The organism is Streptomyces sp. NBC_00536 (assembly GCF_036346295.1).
Lineage (GTDB): Bacteria > Actinomycetota > Actinomycetes > Streptomycetales > Streptomycetaceae > Streptomyces.
In genome coordinates this window covers 4465551-4480508 of record NZ_CP107819.1, presented here as the reverse complement: position 1 = coordinate 4480508, position 14958 = coordinate 4465551, and the positions used below count along the sequence as shown (strand labels likewise).

Genomic DNA, 14958 nt, shown 5'->3' with positions numbered 1-14958 from the left:
GGCTCAGTCCTCCAAGACTGCGACATCGAGGTGTTCCAGACGGACCGGGTCCGCCAGGATGTCGATCGCGACGATCCGTCCGCCGCTGACCGTGAAGCCCATGACCGCGACCGGCTTGCCTTCGGTCATCGTGACCACGCCGGGCGCGCCGTTGACCAGCGCGGGCCGGGCGAAGGACGACAGCCGCTGGAAGGTGAGCGCCTGCCGGGCGACCGCCCCCGCGCCGCGCAGGGGCCCGGTGAGTCCGCCCGCCACTTCCCCGAGGTCCACGCGCAGCACGACCTCCGGGTCCAGGACCGCGATCAGGTCCTCGAAGCTGCCCCCGCGCGAGGCCGCGAGGAAGGCCCCGACGACCTCCCGCTGCCGCCCCAGGTCCGGATCGGGGACGGGCGCACCGCCGCGGACCCGGCGCCGTGCCCGGCTGGCGAGCTGCCGGGCGGCGGCCGGGGTGCGGTCCACGATGGGGGCGATCTCGTCGAAGCTCACCCCGAACATGTCGTGCAGGACGAACGCCAGCCGTTCCGCGGGCGCCAGCTGCTCCAGTACGACGAGCAGCGCGAGGCCGACCGAGTCCGCGAGCAGTACTTCCTGCTCCGGGTCGAGGCCTTCGGCGCGGCTCACGATCGGGTCCGGCAGGTGGAACCGCGTCTCCAGGAACCCCTCCGGGGACCCGTCCAGGGATTCCTCGCGGCGCACCTTGCGGGAGCGCAGCTGGTCCAGGCAGACCCGGGCGACGACCGTGGTCAGCCAGCCGCCCAGGTTGGTGACCTCGCTGGTGTCGGAGCGGTCGAGCCGGATCCAGGCCTCCTGGACGGCGTCGTCGGCCTCGGCCAGCGAACCCAGCATGCGGTAGGCCACGGCCCGCAGATGGGTCCGCTGTTCCTCGAACCGCGCCGCCAGCCGGTCGTTCTCGTTCATCCCGCGCTCCCCGTTCCCGTTCGGCCTCGTCCTCGTCGGCCTCGTCCATCCTCTGACGTACGCGCGGCCGCCGATGTGACGGCCGCCCGGTCACCGGTCAGAAGACGTCCGGGCACCACGGCCGCCGTGCGGTGCGCAGCATCGCGTCCGCCAGCGCCAGCGCCCCCGGCCGCAGCTCCTCGATCCCGCCGAGCGCGGCCAGCCGGACCGCGGATTCGTCGCCGAGGTAGAGCGAGCCGAGCCTGGCCACGTCGAGCCGCAGGTCCGCGGGTTCCCCCGTGGGCGCGCACTCGGCCGTGCCCGCCGCCGTCCCGGCGTCCAGCCGGAAGCGGCCCCCCGCGTAGCCGTCCGGGTCGGTGACGTCCAGGACGAGGGTCCCGGGCACGGCGTACGTCCGCGCCCGGAGCGCCGCGGCGACGTCCAGCAGCCGCACCCACAGGTAATCGGCGCTGGTCAGCGTACGGGCGGAGCGCGGGTCGGGCAGCAGCAGGGGAGCCAGGTCGTCGGGGGCCCGGTAGCCGGTGCGCACCTTCATCACCCAGTCGATGGAGCACAGGTAGTGCCACAGCGCCCGCTCGGCCGCGACGGTCACCGCGAGGAGGTCCTGGACCTCGACGGTGGTGAGCGGGACCTTCGCGTCCGTCCAGTGGTCGTCGGCCCGGTAGGCGACCGCGCCCTCCACCTCGCCGGCCGCCGAACGGTACACGGCGAAGAACTTCGGCTTGTAGGGGCGGATGGAGACTTCCTCCAGGCCGGTGGCCAGGTTCCACCAGCGTTCGTCCCGGCTGACGAGCCCGGGCGTCGTGGTCCGCAGCCGCTCGTGCAGTACGGGTCCCACCCGGCGCATCTCGGCGGCGTCCACCAGGTCGATCCGGCCGCCGTCCGCGGGCACCGGCCGGCGGCGGTCGATTCCGGCGCGCGGGACGTCGATCTCCCATTCGGCGATGCCCGCGGCGGGCCCGTACCCGTACCGGCCGTAGATCGGGTATTCGGCGGCGATGAGCGTCGACAGCACCTCACCGCGCTCCTTGGCCGCGGTCAGTTCGGCGCGCATCATCCGGCTGAGCAGGCCGCGGCGCCGGTGCGTGGCCAGCACGGCGACGTTGGAGACCGCGCTCGCGGGCAGCCGCGCGCCGCCCGGCACGGTCAGCTCCTGCGCGAACGAACGGAAGGTGCCCACACAGCGCCCGGTGTCCGTGTCGAAGGCACCTTGGACGCGGGCGAGATCGGTGTGCTCGGCGCGCTGGACGACATCCGACTCGGGTACCGGCGACGCGTTCAGGAAACCGGCGCACAGGGCGTTCAGCCACTCGGGGAATTCGGACGCGGCGATGGTCCGGACGTCAGTGCTCATGACGGGCCACGCTAATGGCGCCGGTGCCGCCCGGTCTCCCCATTTTTCCGCGGCCCGGACCGGCCGTGGCACCGGTGGACGGACCGGCCGTGGGACCAGCCTCGCACCGGCCGTCAGACCAGCAGGTCGTCCACCTGCGCCTCGCCCTCCCGGTAGCGCCGGGTGATCTCCGCGCTGCAGTCGTCCGCCGCGCGCTGCAACTGCTGGCGGCGGCGCGAGACCTGCTGCTCGTAGCGGACCAGCTTGCCCATTCCCTCGTGCAGTTCGCCGTCCGTACGGGCGCCCAGGTCCGACAGTTCCACGTCGGCCAGCATCTCCGCCGCCAGCAGCCGGTACTCCTCGCTGTGCGGGGTGCCGAGCGTGACGTGGCGCGCGGAGGCGCTGCGGCTGGAGGGGGCGTCGGCGAGGATCTCGGAGAGCCGGTCGACGACGGGCGACTCGGGGTCGGTCCGGCGGGCCAGTTCGGCGCGCAGGATGTCGATCCGGCCCTGGAGGAGTCTGCGGACGTAGCTGAGGTCGGCCTCGTCGCGCTGCGCGTCGCGGCGCAGCGCGCGCAGCTCGGGCAGCCCGAGCGAACCGGCGGGCTGCTGCGGATCACCGGCGCCCGGACCCGCGCCGGTGCGTTGCGCGGGCGGCCGTACCGCGGAAGCCATCGCCGTGGCCGTTGTGATGGACGTTGCGGTGGACTTCGCTGAGGTGTCGGTGCCGGTGCCCGTTCCGGTGCCTGAAATGTTCATGCGTTGGTGTCCGTCCCCTCGACCGGTGCATGGCAGCACCGCCTGCGAGCATCGTGCCACTCTCCGTGGTGTGGATGCAGGCCCACTCCACCCGATCGGCCCCGGACGGGTGCACGCCTGATACACAGGTCGCATGCGAGCAGTGGTGCAGAGGGTGGACGGCGCGAGCGTCGTCGTGGCGGGCGAGACCGTCGGCGAGATCGTCGGCGAGGGACTGTGCGTGCTGGTGGGGGTGACCCACGACGACACTCCGGAGAAGGCCGCGCTGCTGGCGCGCAAGCTGTGGTCCGTACGGATCCTGGAGGCCGAGAAGTCCTGCAGCGACGTGGACGCGCCGCTGCTGGTGATCTCCCAGTTCACGCTCTACGGCGACGCCCGCAAGGGCCGCCGCCCCACCTGGAACGCGGCGGCTCCCGGACCGGTGGCCGAGCCGCTGGTGGACGAGGTCGTCGCGCAGCTGCGCGCGCTGGGGGCGACGGTGGCGACGGGCCGGTTCGGGGCGGACATGCGCGTCTCGCTCACCAACCACGGCCCGTTCACCATCGTCATCGACATCTGATGCAGTGACCGGAAGGGGTCGAAGGGGTCACGGCGCGACGACGACCTCCTGCGCGGCCGCGATCGTGCCCGCCAGCAGCTCCGCGTCCACCGGAACGTTCCGCTTCACCAGGGCGAGGGCGATCGGCCCCAGTTCGTGGTGGCGCACCGCGGTGGTGACGAAGCCGAGCTGGCGGCCCTCCGCGCCGTCGGCGGCCAGCCGTACGGGCGTCCCGTGCGGCGGCAGCAGGACGTCCGAGCCGTCCAGGTGCAGGAAGACCAGGCGGCGCGGCGGCTTCCCCAGGTTGTGGACACGGGCGACCGTCTCCTGCCCGCGGTAGCAGCCCTTCTGCAGGTGCACGGCGGTGCCGATCCAGCCCAGCTCGTGCGGGATCGTGCGGTGGTCGGTCTCGGCGCCGAGCCGCGGCCGGTGGGCCTCGACGCGCAGCGCCTCGTAGGCGTCCAGGCCGGCGGCCGGGCCGTGGGCGGCGGCGAAGGCCTCCAGCGCGTCGCGCGGCACGAAGACGTCCCGGCCGTACGGGGTCTCCCGTACCGCGTACTCCTTCGGCACCTCGGCGGTGGAACCGGCCGGGAGGTACACGACGGCGAACTCGCCGGTGCGGTCGGCGGTTTCGACGCGGTAGAAGAACTTCATCGACTCCAGGTAGGCGAGCAGCGCCTCCTGGGTGCCGGGCTCGACGTGCGCCCACACCGTCTCGCCGTCGTCGACGAGGTAGAGGGCGTGCTCGATGTGCCCGTTCGCGGAGAGGATCAGCGCCTCGGTGGCCTGGCCCGGCGGGAGTTCGGTGAGGTGCTGGGTGAGCAGCAGGTGCAGCCAGGACAGCCGTTCGGGACCGGTGACGGTGATGACACCGCGGTGCGAGAGGTCGACGAAGCCGCGGCCGTCGGCGAGGGCGCGCTGTTCGCCGTACAGCTCTCCGTAGTGGGCTGCTACGCCCTCGTCACGGCCTTCTGCCGCCACCGCACCGGGAAGATTGAGCAAAGGGCTGGTCATGGCCCCAGCCTACGACCGTGCCTACGCCTGCGCGGACGCCGCCTGTGCGGACGCCGCCTTCGCGGCGCAGTCGCGGCAGCGCCCGAAGATCGCGAAGTGCTTCATGTCGGTCTCGAACCCGAAGTCGGCGCGCAGCTTCGCGGTGAAGTCCGCGGCGACGTCCACGTCCGCCTCGATGACCTCGGTGCAGTCCCGGCAGACCAGGTGGATGTGGTGGTGCCGGTCGGCGAGGTGGTACGTCGGCGCCCCGTGCCCGAGGTGGGCGTGCGAGACCAGGCCCAGCTCCTCCAGCAGCTCCAGGGTCCGGTAGACGGTGGAGATGTTGACCCCGGAGGCGGTCTTGCGGACGTGTACGAGCAGCTCGTCGGGGGTGGCGTGTTCGAGGACGTCCACCGCTTCCAGCACGAGCTGGCGCTGCGGGGTCAGGCGGTATCCGCGCTGCCGCAGGTCACTCTTCCAGTCGGTGCTCACCACGCGCCCAGTGTAGGCGTGCGGAAGGGGATCGCGGAGGGCCCGCGATCCCCTTTCACCGTGCGTGACCGATGCGCTGCCTCGGCTCGGCTCGCGCCGGCTCAGCGGAAGAAGGCGATGCCGTCGTCCGGCATGTCCGGGAGGTTGCGCGCCATCTCGGCGACCTCCTCGGGCGTGACGACCTTCTTGAGCTGCGCCGACATGTACGGGCGGAGCTCGATCTCGGGCGTGGTCTTCTCGCCGACCCACATCAGGTCGCCCTTGACGTAGCCGTAGAGCCGCTTGCCGCCGCTGTGCGGGCGGGAGGTCGCGGTGCGCGCGACGGCGTCGGTGATCAGGTCGATCTGCGGCTTCTGGGCGGCCAGGTCGCCGTACCAGATCTCCACGACGCCCTGGTCGCGGACCATGACGACCTCGACCTTGCGCTGCTTGTCGATGCGCCAGTAGCCCTTCTCGGACTCCAGCGGGCGGACCTTCTTGCCGTCGGCGTCGAGGACCCACGTGTGCGAGGAGTACTCCAGGAAGTCCCGGCCGTCGTGGCCGAAGACGACCTCCTGGCCGAAGTTGCACTTCTCTTCACCGGGGTAGTCGAAGACGCCCGCGCCCTCCCAGGTACCGATGAGGAAGGCGAGGGGCAGGAGGTCCGGGTTCAGGTCGGACGGGATCTGGATCATGAATGGCTGCTCAGGCGATCTGTGGGAGGAGGGGTTCCGGAGGGCAGGCCGATCAGGAGATCAGCGCTGGCCCTGGTACAGCTTCTTCACGGCCAGGCCACTGAAGGCGAGGACGCCGACGCAGACCAGGACCAGCAGGGAGGTGAAGACTGCCTCAAGCACGGGGTGCTCCTCGGAGGGTTCGTTGGGCGATACGGGCCGGGGCCCAAGCCTACTGGCCCGGGCCCCGGCACACCGTGTGAGGTAGGCCGTACTACTCCAGCAGCTGGTCCTGGAGGATCACGGTCTGGTGGAACGGGACGTCCGCGATGGTGCCCTTGTGCGTCTGGATGACCACGCCGAGCAGGTCACCGGCCTGGACGCAGCCGACCTTGGTCTGCTCGGGACCGTACGGCTTCTCCTCGGCGTAGGTGGTGACGGTGGCGTGTTCCATCCGGCCGGCCGTGGCCTGCCCGTTCTGGGCCTTGTCCCAGGCGGAGTCCAGGTCGAAGGAGTCCGCGCCCTGGAGCGTCATGCCGGACTTGCAGCCGTCGAAGTTGCCCACGAAGCCCGCCGAGTGGAAGCGCAGCAGGTAGACGCGGGTCGCGGTGCCGTCGGAGGTGGTCCAGCCGCGGCCCGCGATCTGGCGCAGCCCCGAGTCCTCGCGCAGGCCCTTGCGCAGCTGCTCCCGGAACTTCTCGGAGTACTCCTCCAGGAAGCGGTCCTGGGTGACCATGCCGTCCTTGTCCGCCTTGAGGCTCTCGTCGGGCTTGGAGCCCTCCGGGGCGGGCAGCAGCAGCTGGCTCAGCGCGGCGTAGTGGATGCCCTCCGTGTTGTCCGCGGCGAAGGGCAGCGGGGCGCCCGGGGGCAGCACCGGCTTGGCGATCGCGGGGTAGGCCCAGCGGCCGTCGCTCTTGGTGGCCAGGCCCGGGATCTCCGTGCGCTCCGGCTTGATCACGGCGTACGCGGTCCCCGCGGCGGCGACGGCGAAGACCAGCACGGCCGCCGTCCAGCGCAGGGCGGCGAACAGCGCGCGGCGGTCCCGCGGGGCGGCCGGCGGGACCGGGACGCCGGTCGGGTCCGGCGCGGCGAACGGGTTCGCGGTCTCGGGCGCGGCCTCGGCGGTCTCCGCGGTGAGGGTCTCGGTGGCGGTCGTGTCGGTCACGCGGACTCCCCGGGGGACTTCAGGCGGTCGAGCTGCGTGCGGAACAGCTTGACCTCGTCATCGGCCTTGAACGGCTTGGCTCCGTAGGCGTGGAAGGTGATCAGGAAATCGCCCTGGGACGCGGCGCAGAGCACCGATTCCAGGGGTTCCTTCTTCTCCCCGTCGTTGTTCTTGTCGCCCTCGCCGATGGCGTGCAGCGCGCACTTGGCCTCGGGGTAGCCCTCGACCTTGGGGGCCTGGCGGTCGTCGCCGATGATCTCCATCAGCTTCTTGCTGAACTCGCCGAAGGTCTTGACCGCCTGCGGGTCCGCCTGCGTGATCGAGATCTCGACGACCTGGTCGCCGTTCTCGCCGCGGAAGCTGCGTCCCGCCTGCCCCTTGAGCTTGAGCTGGTCGACCATCTTGTCGCTCTCCGCCCGCCGGTCGGCGGGCAGGTTGCGGTTGTTCTCCTTCATCAGCTGGGCGGCCTTGGCACCCGGCACGGTGAAGTAGTTGCTGTGCTCGCCCTGGTCCGGACCCGGCTTGTAGTGGTCCGGCACCGGGATCAGCCGGTCGCCGAGGTCGCCGAGCGACACGACGGGCGGGGTGGGCGGGGCCTCGGCCGGGGCCGGGTCCGCGGTCTGCCAGTACACGGTGCGGGCGGTGCGCGGGGCGTCGGCGATCCAGCCCTTCGCCCACACGCCGAAGCCGCCGACGGCCGCGAGGGCCACCACGGCGCCGACGGCGGCCACGGCCTTGCGGTTCACCGTGCGCGGCGGCTTGGCGGTGGCGAGCAGCTCGTGCGGCTCCCGCGGCTCCCGCGCGCCCTGCGGGGCGGCGTCCTCGGGGGTGTCCAGGATGATCTCGGAGAGGGCCGAGCCCGGGGTCTGCGGCTCGGTCACAGCTGCTCCACCTGTCGCTTCGCCAGGTCGACGACGTCCTTTTCGGAGATCGCACCCGTGTTGTCGAAGTAGTCCATGAACACGGCGATGTTCCCGACCCGCGCGATCGCGCGGGCCTCGTGCACGGGCATGTACCCAGCCTTCTCGTGCGGCTTGGAGAACACCCAGGCACGGCCGGTGCCCTTGAGGCCGTCGGGCAGTGCCACGCCCAGGTTCCCGGCGCCCTCCTTCTCGCTCGGCATGTAGCCGGACTGCTCCTTCGCGTACTGCTCCGCGCCCTCGCGGTCACGGAACTGCAGCAGCGTGATGACCACCGAGACCCGTTCCCCCTCCTGCCAACGGGTCACGCCGACCCGCCGGATGGCGTCCGCGTTGATCGAGTGGAACCCGCGGCCGGGCTCGTTGAACCAGTCGGCCGCCCAGTCCCCGACGGGCTCCAGGCCCCGGGACACCTGCGCGGCTCCCTGCGGCGCTTCCAGCAGCATCTTGGTCAGGTCGTCGTCGGACTTGTCCCAGCGGTTGGCGTTGATCGAGCGGTACGTGGTCGAGTCGTCCGCCTTGATCGGCTTCGGCGTGGCCAGCCCCTGCTGGGCCAGCGGGGCCAGCGGTGTCGGCGGGCGCTGGTACTGGACGCCGTAGCCGGTGGCCACGCCTGCCCCCACCCCGAGGACGGCCGCGGCTGCGATCAGGAGCGTCGTACGGCCGCGGCGGCGGCGCGGGCGGGCGTCACTGAGCGTAGCGTCCGGGGCGTTTGCCGCCGGAAATTCCGAGCTGTCCGGGTCCGGGGCGTTCTCGCCCTCTTTCCCCGGCTCGGTGGTGGTCTGTTCGTGTTCCAAGAGAGAGTCCCCCCACAGGACATTGGCCACAGGTTGCATTACCTGTGCACATGGAGGACTTGTATCTCAGGGGTGAAGTTGTACGCACTGTTATTACGGTTCGATAGCGGGGAATCAATCATTCCGCCATGAAATCAATCGTCGTGCGGGCGCCGTTTGCCGTCCAGCTCGTCCCACCACTCGTCGGACTTCGGGTCCCCGGAGGGGTCGTCCCACCAGCGGTCGTCCGGTCCGCGCCGGTTCGCCGCGATCGCCGCGACCGGCGGGATCAGCATGGCGACCACGCACAGCGCCACGGCCGCCGGCACCGAGAGCAGGCGCACCCAGGACCAGGCGGACACGAACAGGAACAGGCATCCGCCCATGAGCAGGAAATAGCCGCGCCGACGCCGGGCGTACATGCCCCAAGGATAGGACGGGATCCGGACGGCGCGAAGGGCCGCGGACGGCACGAAGGGCCGCACCCCGTTCCAGTGGCGTCCAACCCCCGGGGGTGCGGCCCTTCGGCCGGTCATGCGGTGCGCGGTGCTCAGGCCGTGATGGCTCAGGCCGTGATGGCTCAGACCGCGATGGCTCAGACCGCGATGGCCACGTCCGTCACGCCACCGGTCTCGGCGACGACGACCGTACGGTCCGCCTTGGCGCCCGGGACCAGCGCCCGCAGGGTCCAGGTGCCTTCGGCGGCGTAGAAGCGGAACTGGCCGGTCGCCGAGGTCGGGACCTCGGCCGTGAACTCACCGGTCGAGTCCAGCAGGCGGACGTAGCCGGACACCGGCTCGCCGCCCTGGGTGATCTGGCCCTGGATGGCCGTCTCGCCCGGCTTGAGCGTGTCGAGGGAGGGCCCGCCGATCTGTGCTCCACACATGTTCTCTGTCCTGTCCTAGAGAGGTAGTACGCGCGTCCTGCTACAGGCCGTACGGGATTACTTGTTGGCGCCCAGCTCGATCGGCACGCCGACCAGCGAGCCGTACTCGGTCCACGAGCCGTCGTAGTTCTTGACGTTCTCCTGGCCCAGCAGCTCGTGCAGCACGAACCAGGTGAGCGCGGAGCGCTCACCGATGCGGCAGTACGCGATGGTGTCCTTCGCCAGGTCGACCTGCTCGGCCTCGTAGAGGGCGGTCAGCTCTTCGTCCGACTTGAAGGTGCCGTCGTCGTTGGCGTTCTTCGACCACGGGATGTTGCGGGCGCTCGGCACGTGGCCGGGGCGCTGCGACTGCTCCTGCGGGAGGTGCGCCGGGGCGAGCAGCTTGCCGCTGAACTCGTCGGGCGAGCGCACGTCGACCAGGTTCTTCGAGCCGATCGCGGCGACGACGTCGTCACGGAAGGCGCGGATGGAGGAGTCCTGGGCCTGGGCCTTGTACGCGGTGGCCGGGCGGTTCGGGACCTCGGAGCCGTCGACCAGGTCGCGGGAGTCCAGCTCCCACTTCTTGCGGCCGCCGTCGAGCAGGCGGACGTCCTGGTGGCCGTAGAGCTTGAAGTACCAGTAGGCGTAGGACGCGAACCAGTTGTTGTTGCCGCCGTAGAGGACGACCGTGTCGCCGTTGGCGATGCCCTTGGCCGAGAGGAGCTTCTCGAAGCCCTCCTGGTCCACGAAGTCGCGGCGCACCGGGTCCTGGAGATCGCGCTGCCAGTCGATGCGGACGGCGTTCGTGATGTGGTTCTTGTCGTAGGCGGACGTGTCCTCGTCCACCTCGACGACGACGACGTTCGCGTCGTTCAGGTGGGCCTCGACCCAGTCGGCGTCTACGAGGACGTCGCTGCGGCTCATGGTGTTCTCCTCCGGGCAGTGTGCGGCGGGGCGGTGCGGGTGCTGCGGGCGGGCTGCGGTGGCGCTGCTCCGGCCGGTTTCGGTGGCTGTCCGTCGTGGTCCGGGTGCGCTCGGTCGTCCCGTGCGGGGAGGCGAGGGGCGGGAGGCAGCCGTGGTCACGCGGTGGCCGTCAGGTCCGGCCGGAAAGGGGGAGCGGGTCGCTCAGAAAGGGCGACAGAGCATGGCGGCGACGCGACACAGGTCTACTGCCCGCCGCTTCGTGAGGTCCGCCTGCTGATGCTTCATAGCCATGGATCGTAGGGACGAATCGGCCGCCCTGTCACCGGTGTGTCATATTCCGAGACAGGATCGTCCGCATAGTGGGATACGAGTCCTCGGAACCCCTGCCGAGGGGGTCCCGGAACCCCCTCGGAGCAGGCCGGAAGGCCCGATCCGCCTGCGGACCGGACCAACCCGTCTCACGATCCGGCCAGCACCACGTCCGAGCCGTCCACCGTGAGGTGCACACCGCTCGCGTCGGAGGTCAGCGCGGACAGCTTCAGCCCGGCCGGCAGACCGCCGTCGAGGTTCCGGTCGAAGTCGGTGCGCTTGCGCACCAGGGACTCGACCCCGGGGAGGCCCTCACCCGGCACCTCGTCGGCGCGCACCCGCACGGTCGTCCCGTTCACCAGGCTGATCGTGGAGACCACGCTCCGCGTCAGGGACCGGCCCAGCACCTCGACGGACGCGGTCACCTTCACCTTGCCCGGGGCCCCGCCGTAGGTGACGGTGACCCCGTTCTGCGAGGCCTCGGTCAGGTCGGCGTACGAGATCTGCGCGGACCCGTCGGCGCGCGCCGCCTTGCCGCCCGTGTAGCTGCTGTTCAGCGACACGTCGTGGAAGCGCGCGTCGAGTTCGGATATCCGGATCTTGCGGCCGTCGGGGCCGGCGGCGTTGACCCCGCGCAGCTTCACGTCGACCTGTTCGAGCCGGCGGTCCAGCGCCTGGGTCAGGAACGGGAAGCCGTGGATGTTCACGTCCGTCTCCCCGGCCAGGCCCCGGCCCGCCTGCACCTTGGCGGCCAGTTCGTCCTCGGCGTAGCCGACCGCCAGCCGGTCGGCGCCCGCGAGTATCCCGCCCAGCACCACTGCGATGATCAAGATCGTCCGTAGGAAACGCACGCTCCCACTCCCCCTACTAATCGGTACGTGCGTTCTAGTTGACCATGACCGGGAGCGGGGCCCGCGGCCGGCGGCTCAGCCGACCACCCGCCCGATCAGGTAGACCGCGGGCGCCGCGGCGGCCAGCGGGAGCGCCACACCGGCCGTCATGTGGACGAACTTGGACGGGTAGTCGTACGCCGCCACGCGCAGCCCGACCAGCGCACACGCACCGGCCGCGAGGCCGAGCAGCGCCCCGCCGACACCGACCGTGGTCAGCCCGCCGACCGCGATGCCCGCACCGGCCGCGGCGGCCAGCGAGACCACCACGGAAGGCGTGGTGGGCAGCGGCAGGGCCCGCGCGAACACGGCCACCGCGACGGCGGCCGCACCGACGGTGACGGCGGCCGGATCGGCGGCCAGGTACCCGGTGCAGACGATCGCGAGGGCGGCCGAGGCCACCGAGGCCATCAGCCCGTACATCCGCTCGTCCGGGTCGGCGTGACTGCGCAGCTGGAGCACCAGGGTCAGAAGCACCCACGCCCCCAGCGTCCCGATGATCGCCCCGGGGCCGTACGAACGCCCCAGCGCGAGGACGGCGATGTCCGCGGCCACGGCTCCGGCGAAGGCCAGGACGATGCCCTGACGGGCGGGCCACATGCCGTTGAGCCGGAACCAGCCCGCGGCGGTGAGCGCCTGCAGCGCGATGAGCGGGGCCACCAGCCCGAACCGGCCCACGGCGGCGGCGCCGGCCAGCAGCAGCCCGAGCGCGGCGGTCAGTACGGCCGCCTGCGGACCCGGATCGATGATCGGCGAGCGCCCCTCGGCGCGGGCCTGCCCGGGGTCCACGACCCGGGTGCTGCCGCCCAGGGTGGGCTCCGAATATCCGGCCGCGGGCCCCGCGGCGACGGCGGGGGCCTGGTGGACCGGGGGTGCGGGCTCCGGCTCCGCGACGCCCGCGTCACCGGGGTAGGGCGGCAGATAGGCGGTCCGCTCCGCCGCGGCTTCGGCCGGAGCGGAGGCCTGCGCGCCCCCGCCGGGCCAGGGCACGCCCGTACCGGCCGGGGAGCCGTGGGAGCCGTGGGCCCAGTCCTGGCCGGGGTCGGGCGCGCGGTGCTGCCCCCGGGGCTGCGGCTGCGCTGCCTGAGGCTGCTGGACCTGCTGCGGCTGCGCCTCCTCCCGGAACCAGCCCTCCGGAGCCACCGGCTCCGCGGACGGCGCCGGGACGTAGGGCTGCTGGTAGTCGCTCCGGTGGTCCTCCTCGCGGTAGGGCGGGAGGTACGCGGTCTCCGCGGCGGCGGCCGGGTTCACGGCCTCCTCGCGGTAGGGCGGGAGGTACGCCGTCTCCGCGGCGGCGGCCGGGTTCACGGCCTCCTCGCGGTACGGCGGCAGGTACGCCGTCTCCGCGGCGGCGGCCGAACCCGCGGCCGCGGCCGCACCGGAGCCGTCCGGCCACGGGACGCCCTGGGCGGGGCCCTGGGCGCCGCCCAGGGACCAGTCCGGCACCGGAGCCGGGTCGGGCGCGCGGTGCTGGCCCCGGCGCTGCGGCTGCGGCGCCTGCGGCTGCTGGACCTGCTGCTGCGGCTGCTGCGGTGCCTGCGGCTGGACCTCGTCGCGGAACCAGCCCTCCGGAGCCACCGGCTCCGGAGCGTGCGGGTGCGCGTGCGGCTGGGGCTGCGGCTGGGGCTGACCCCAGGCCTGGCCCTGCCCAGGGACCCCTTCCAGCGGCTCCGGGGCCGGTGCGACCGGCTGGACCGGCGGCTGGACCGGCTGAAGGGACTGGATCGGCTGGTAACTCGTGTCCCAGGTCTCCGACTGCCAGGTCTGGGTTCCGTAGGGATCCGCGAAGGGATCCTGCGGCTGCTCGGGCCGCTGCTCGTCCGGCGTGGGCGTGGTCATCGGATCACCCGCCCGCGAACGGCGGCAGCACCTCTACGGTGCCGCCTTCGGTCAGCTCGACGGACTCGTGCGGGCGCAGGCCCACGGGCTGCTCGTCCACCAGGAAGGAGCAGCGCTGCAGCACCCGGGTCAACTCCCCGGGGTGGCGTTCCCGCACGGCGTCGAGCGCCTCGGCCAGGGTCCGCGCCGAGTACGCCTCCTCCGCCGTCTTGGCCGCGGACTTGGCCGCGGCCCAGTAGCGGATGGTTCCGGTTGCCACTGCAGCTCCTATCGTCGGCTCCGTACCGTCGGGCTCCATGATGGCCCCTCCCGCGCGGAACCCCGGCGTGCCTCCGCGCGCCCCGCATGCGCCCGGGCGGCCCGACGGGATTCCACCGATCCGGTGAAACCGGGCGCAACCTGCTCCGGAAGGTGGCGGGAACCACAGAATCAGGGCATGCCGAAGCCTCTGCCCCGAACGGACCGGTGGGCTATTCTGACTTCGCAGAGGATCCGGGCAACGTAGCCCCCGGGTCCTTTTGTGCTTTCAGCACGTTGAACAGCACGAGAACAGAGCAGGACAGTGGCGGCCACGAGGTCCTCAGGGCGCGGGGACACGGGGCCGCCGGAAGCGCGACGCAAGACGCGAGACGTACGAAGCAGTGCCGCATGTCCTCGACGGGACCGAGGAGGAACCGACGTGATGGCCCAGCGAACCGTGCACCACCGGCGACACCGCCAGACCCCGGCAGGGGGGTGGCGGCGATGAGTTCCCTGCTGCTGCTGACCAACGCCCTGCAGCCGTCCACCGAGGTGCTGCCCGCCCTCGGACTGCTGCTGCACAGCGTCCGGGTGGCGCCCGCGGAGGGCCCCGCCCTCGTGGACACCCCCGGAGCCGACGTCATCCTCGTCGACGGCCGCCGCGACCTGCCGCAGGTGCGGTCGCTGTGCCAGCTGCTGCGCTCCACCGGACCGGGCTGTCCGCTGATCCTCGTCGTCACCGAGGGCGGCCTGGCCGCCGTCACCGCCGACTGGGGCATCGACGACGTGCTCCTGGACACCGCGGGCCCGGCCGAGGTCGAGGCGCGGCTGCGCCTGGCCACCGGCCGCCAGCAGCTCGGCTCCGACGACTCCCCGATGGAGATCCGCAACGGCGACCTCTCCGTCGACGAGGCGACGTACTCGGCCAAGCTCAAGGGGCGGGTCCTCGACCTCACCTTCAAGGAGTTCGAGCTGCTCAAGTACCTCGCGCAGCACCCGGGCCGGGTCTTCACCCGCGCCCAGCTGCTGCAGGAGGTGTGGGGCTACGACTACTTCGGCGGCACCCGGACGGTCGACGTCCACGTGAGGCGGCTGCGGGCCAAGCTCGGCCCCGAGCACGAGTCGCTGATCGGGACCGTCCGCAACGTCGGCTACCGCTTCGTGACCCCCGAGAAGGTCGAGCGGGCGAACGAGCGGGCGGCCGAGGAGGCCCGGCAGAAAGCCATCGCCCAGGCGGCCGCCGCACTGGTCGCCGAAGCCGACCGGGCCGTCCCCCGTATGGCCGACAGCACCCCGCACACCCGGACGCCCGGCCGCCCTGCCCAGAGCTAGGTCACCCCGCGTA

General features: G+C 72.1%; 18 protein-coding genes. 2 read left to right on the top strand and 16 right to left on the bottom strand.

Annotated features, from left to right (window positions below; translation table 11 throughout):
- Positions 1-3: 3 nt before the first annotated feature.
- The 3 genes from OHS33_RS19700 to OHS33_RS19690 all read right to left on the bottom strand — a co-directional run bounded on the left by OHS33_RS19700 (position 4) and on the right by OHS33_RS19690 (position 3009).
- Positions 4-918, bottom strand: a complete 915-nt coding sequence (locus tag OHS33_RS19700) for a sigma-70 family RNA polymerase sigma factor (protein WP_330331721.1) — start codon at positions 916-918, stop codon at positions 4-6.
- A 97-nt stretch (positions 919-1015) separates the two neighbouring features.
- Positions 1016-2272 carry a GNAT family N-acetyltransferase gene (locus OHS33_RS19695; RefSeq protein ID WP_330331720.1) on the bottom strand — a complete coding sequence of 419 codons (1257 nt, stop codon included), beginning with the start codon at positions 2270-2272 and terminating at the stop codon, positions 1016-1018.
- Between the two features lie 113 nt (positions 2273-2385).
- Positions 2386-3009, bottom strand: coding sequence for an RsiG family protein (locus tag OHS33_RS19690; protein WP_330331719.1), 624 nt, complete (start codon positions 3007-3009; stop codon positions 2386-2388).
- 133 nt (positions 3010-3142) lie between these two features.
- On the opposite strand from OHS33_RS19690, the gene dtd reads away from it, so the two are divergent.
- Positions 3143-3568, top strand: coding sequence for a D-aminoacyl-tRNA deacylase (gene dtd, locus OHS33_RS19685; RefSeq protein WP_330331718.1), 426 nt, complete (start codon positions 3143-3145; stop codon positions 3566-3568).
- A gap of 27 nt (positions 3569-3595) precedes the next feature.
- Here dtd and ygfZ read toward each other — a convergent pair whose 3' ends face one another.
- The 13 genes from ygfZ to OHS33_RS19625 all read right to left on the bottom strand — a co-directional run bounded on the left by ygfZ (position 3596) and on the right by OHS33_RS19625 (position 13632).
- Complete coding sequence (gene ygfZ, locus OHS33_RS19680) at positions 3596-4561, bottom strand: CAF17-like 4Fe-4S cluster assembly/insertion protein YgfZ (protein ID WP_330331717.1); 966 nt, start codon at positions 4559-4561, stop codon at positions 3596-3598.
- A gap of 21 nt (positions 4562-4582) precedes the next feature.
- Positions 4583-5035 (bottom strand): Fur family transcriptional regulator, encoded by a 453-nt coding sequence (locus tag OHS33_RS19675; protein WP_330331716.1) that lies wholly within the window; start codon positions 5033-5035, stop codon positions 4583-4585.
- 98 nt (positions 5036-5133) lie between these two features.
- A complete protein-coding gene (locus OHS33_RS19670) occupies positions 5134-5706 on the bottom strand; it encodes an FABP family protein (protein ID WP_330331715.1) in 573 nt (190 codons plus the stop codon).
- 253 nt (positions 5707-5959) lie between these two features.
- On the bottom strand, positions 5960-6850 hold the full coding sequence (locus tag OHS33_RS19665; protein ID WP_330331714.1) for a hypothetical protein: 891 nt from the start codon (positions 6848-6850) through the stop codon (positions 5960-5962).
- Positions 6847-7731 carry a hypothetical protein gene (locus OHS33_RS19660; RefSeq protein WP_330331713.1) on the bottom strand — a complete coding sequence of 295 codons (885 nt, stop codon included), beginning with the start codon at positions 7729-7731 and terminating at the stop codon, positions 6847-6849. Before OHS33_RS19660 ends, OHS33_RS19665 begins: the two co-directional genes overlap by 4 nt.
- Complete coding sequence (locus OHS33_RS19655; RefSeq protein ID WP_330331712.1) at positions 7728-8567, bottom strand: hypothetical protein; 840 nt, start codon at positions 8565-8567, stop codon at positions 7728-7730. Before OHS33_RS19655 ends, OHS33_RS19660 begins: the two co-directional genes overlap by 4 nt.
- Positions 8568-8701: 134 nt before the next feature.
- Positions 8702-8968, bottom strand: a complete 267-nt coding sequence (locus tag OHS33_RS19650) for a DUF3099 domain-containing protein (protein WP_330331711.1) — start codon at positions 8966-8968, stop codon at positions 8702-8704.
- Between the two features lie 173 nt (positions 8969-9141).
- Positions 9142-9432 (bottom strand): DUF1416 domain-containing protein, encoded by a 291-nt coding sequence (locus OHS33_RS19645; RefSeq protein WP_330331710.1) that lies wholly within the window; start codon positions 9430-9432, stop codon positions 9142-9144.
- A gap of 57 nt (positions 9433-9489) precedes the next feature.
- Entirely contained in the window at positions 9490-10335 is an 846-nt protein-coding gene (locus OHS33_RS19640; protein WP_330331709.1) for a sulfurtransferase, read from the bottom strand.
- 201 nt (positions 10336-10536) lie between these two features.
- Positions 10537-10620, bottom strand: a complete 84-nt coding sequence (locus OHS33_RS39845) for an Ms5788A family Cys-rich leader peptide (RefSeq protein WP_351046484.1) — start codon at positions 10618-10620, stop codon at positions 10537-10539.
- Between the two features lie 173 nt (positions 10621-10793).
- Complete coding sequence (locus OHS33_RS19635; RefSeq protein ID WP_330331708.1) at positions 10794-11495, bottom strand: LmeA family phospholipid-binding protein; 702 nt, start codon at positions 11493-11495, stop codon at positions 10794-10796.
- A gap of 75 nt (positions 11496-11570) precedes the next feature.
- Positions 11571-12785, bottom strand: coding sequence for a hypothetical protein (locus OHS33_RS19630; protein WP_330335112.1), 1215 nt, complete (start codon positions 12783-12785; stop codon positions 11571-11573).
- A 592-nt stretch (positions 12786-13377) separates the two neighbouring features.
- Complete coding sequence (locus tag OHS33_RS19625; RefSeq protein WP_330331707.1) at positions 13378-13632, bottom strand: MoaD/ThiS family protein; 255 nt, start codon at positions 13630-13632, stop codon at positions 13378-13380.
- Between the two features lie 485 nt (positions 13633-14117).
- Between OHS33_RS19625 and OHS33_RS19620 the strand changes: the two genes are divergently transcribed.
- Positions 14118-14945, top strand: a complete 828-nt coding sequence (locus tag OHS33_RS19620) for a response regulator transcription factor (protein WP_330331706.1) — start codon at positions 14118-14120, stop codon at positions 14943-14945.
- Positions 14946-14958: the final 13 nt, after the last annotated feature.

Coding starts and splice junctions, on each gene's coding strand:
- ygfZ (WP_330331717.1), bottom strand. CDS start 4,561: ATGACCAGCCCTTTGCTCAATCTTCCCGGTGCGGTGGCGGCAGAAGGC.
- OHS33_RS19640 (WP_330331709.1), bottom strand. CDS start 10,335: ATGAGCCGCAGCGACGTCCTCGTAGACGCCGACTGGGTCGAGGCCCAC.
- OHS33_RS19690 (WP_330331719.1), bottom strand. CDS start 3,009: ATGAACATTTCAGGCACCGGAACGGGCACCGGCACCGACACCTCAGCG.
- OHS33_RS19700 (WP_330331721.1), bottom strand. CDS start 918: ATGAACGAGAACGACCGGCTGGCGGCGCGGTTCGAGGAACAGCGGACC.
- OHS33_RS19670 (WP_330331715.1), bottom strand. CDS start 5,706: ATGATCCAGATCCCGTCCGACCTGAACCCGGACCTCCTGCCCCTCGCC.
- OHS33_RS19695 (WP_330331720.1), bottom strand. CDS start 2,272: ATGAGCACTGACGTCCGGACCATCGCCGCGTCCGAATTCCCCGAGTGG.
- OHS33_RS39845 (WP_351046484.1), bottom strand. CDS start 10,620: ATGAAGCATCAGCAGGCGGACCTCACGAAGCGGCGGGCAGTAGACCTG.
- OHS33_RS19645 (WP_330331710.1), bottom strand. CDS start 9,432: ATGTGTGGAGCACAGATCGGCGGGCCCTCCCTCGACACGCTCAAGCCG.
- dtd (WP_330331718.1), top strand. CDS start 3,143: ATGCGAGCAGTGGTGCAGAGGGTGGACGGCGCGAGCGTCGTCGTGGCG.
- OHS33_RS19650 (WP_330331711.1), bottom strand. CDS start 8,968: ATGTACGCCCGGCGTCGGCGCGGCTATTTCCTGCTCATGGGCGGATGC.
- OHS33_RS19620 (WP_330331706.1), top strand. CDS start 14,118: ATGAGTTCCCTGCTGCTGCTGACCAACGCCCTGCAGCCGTCCACCGAG.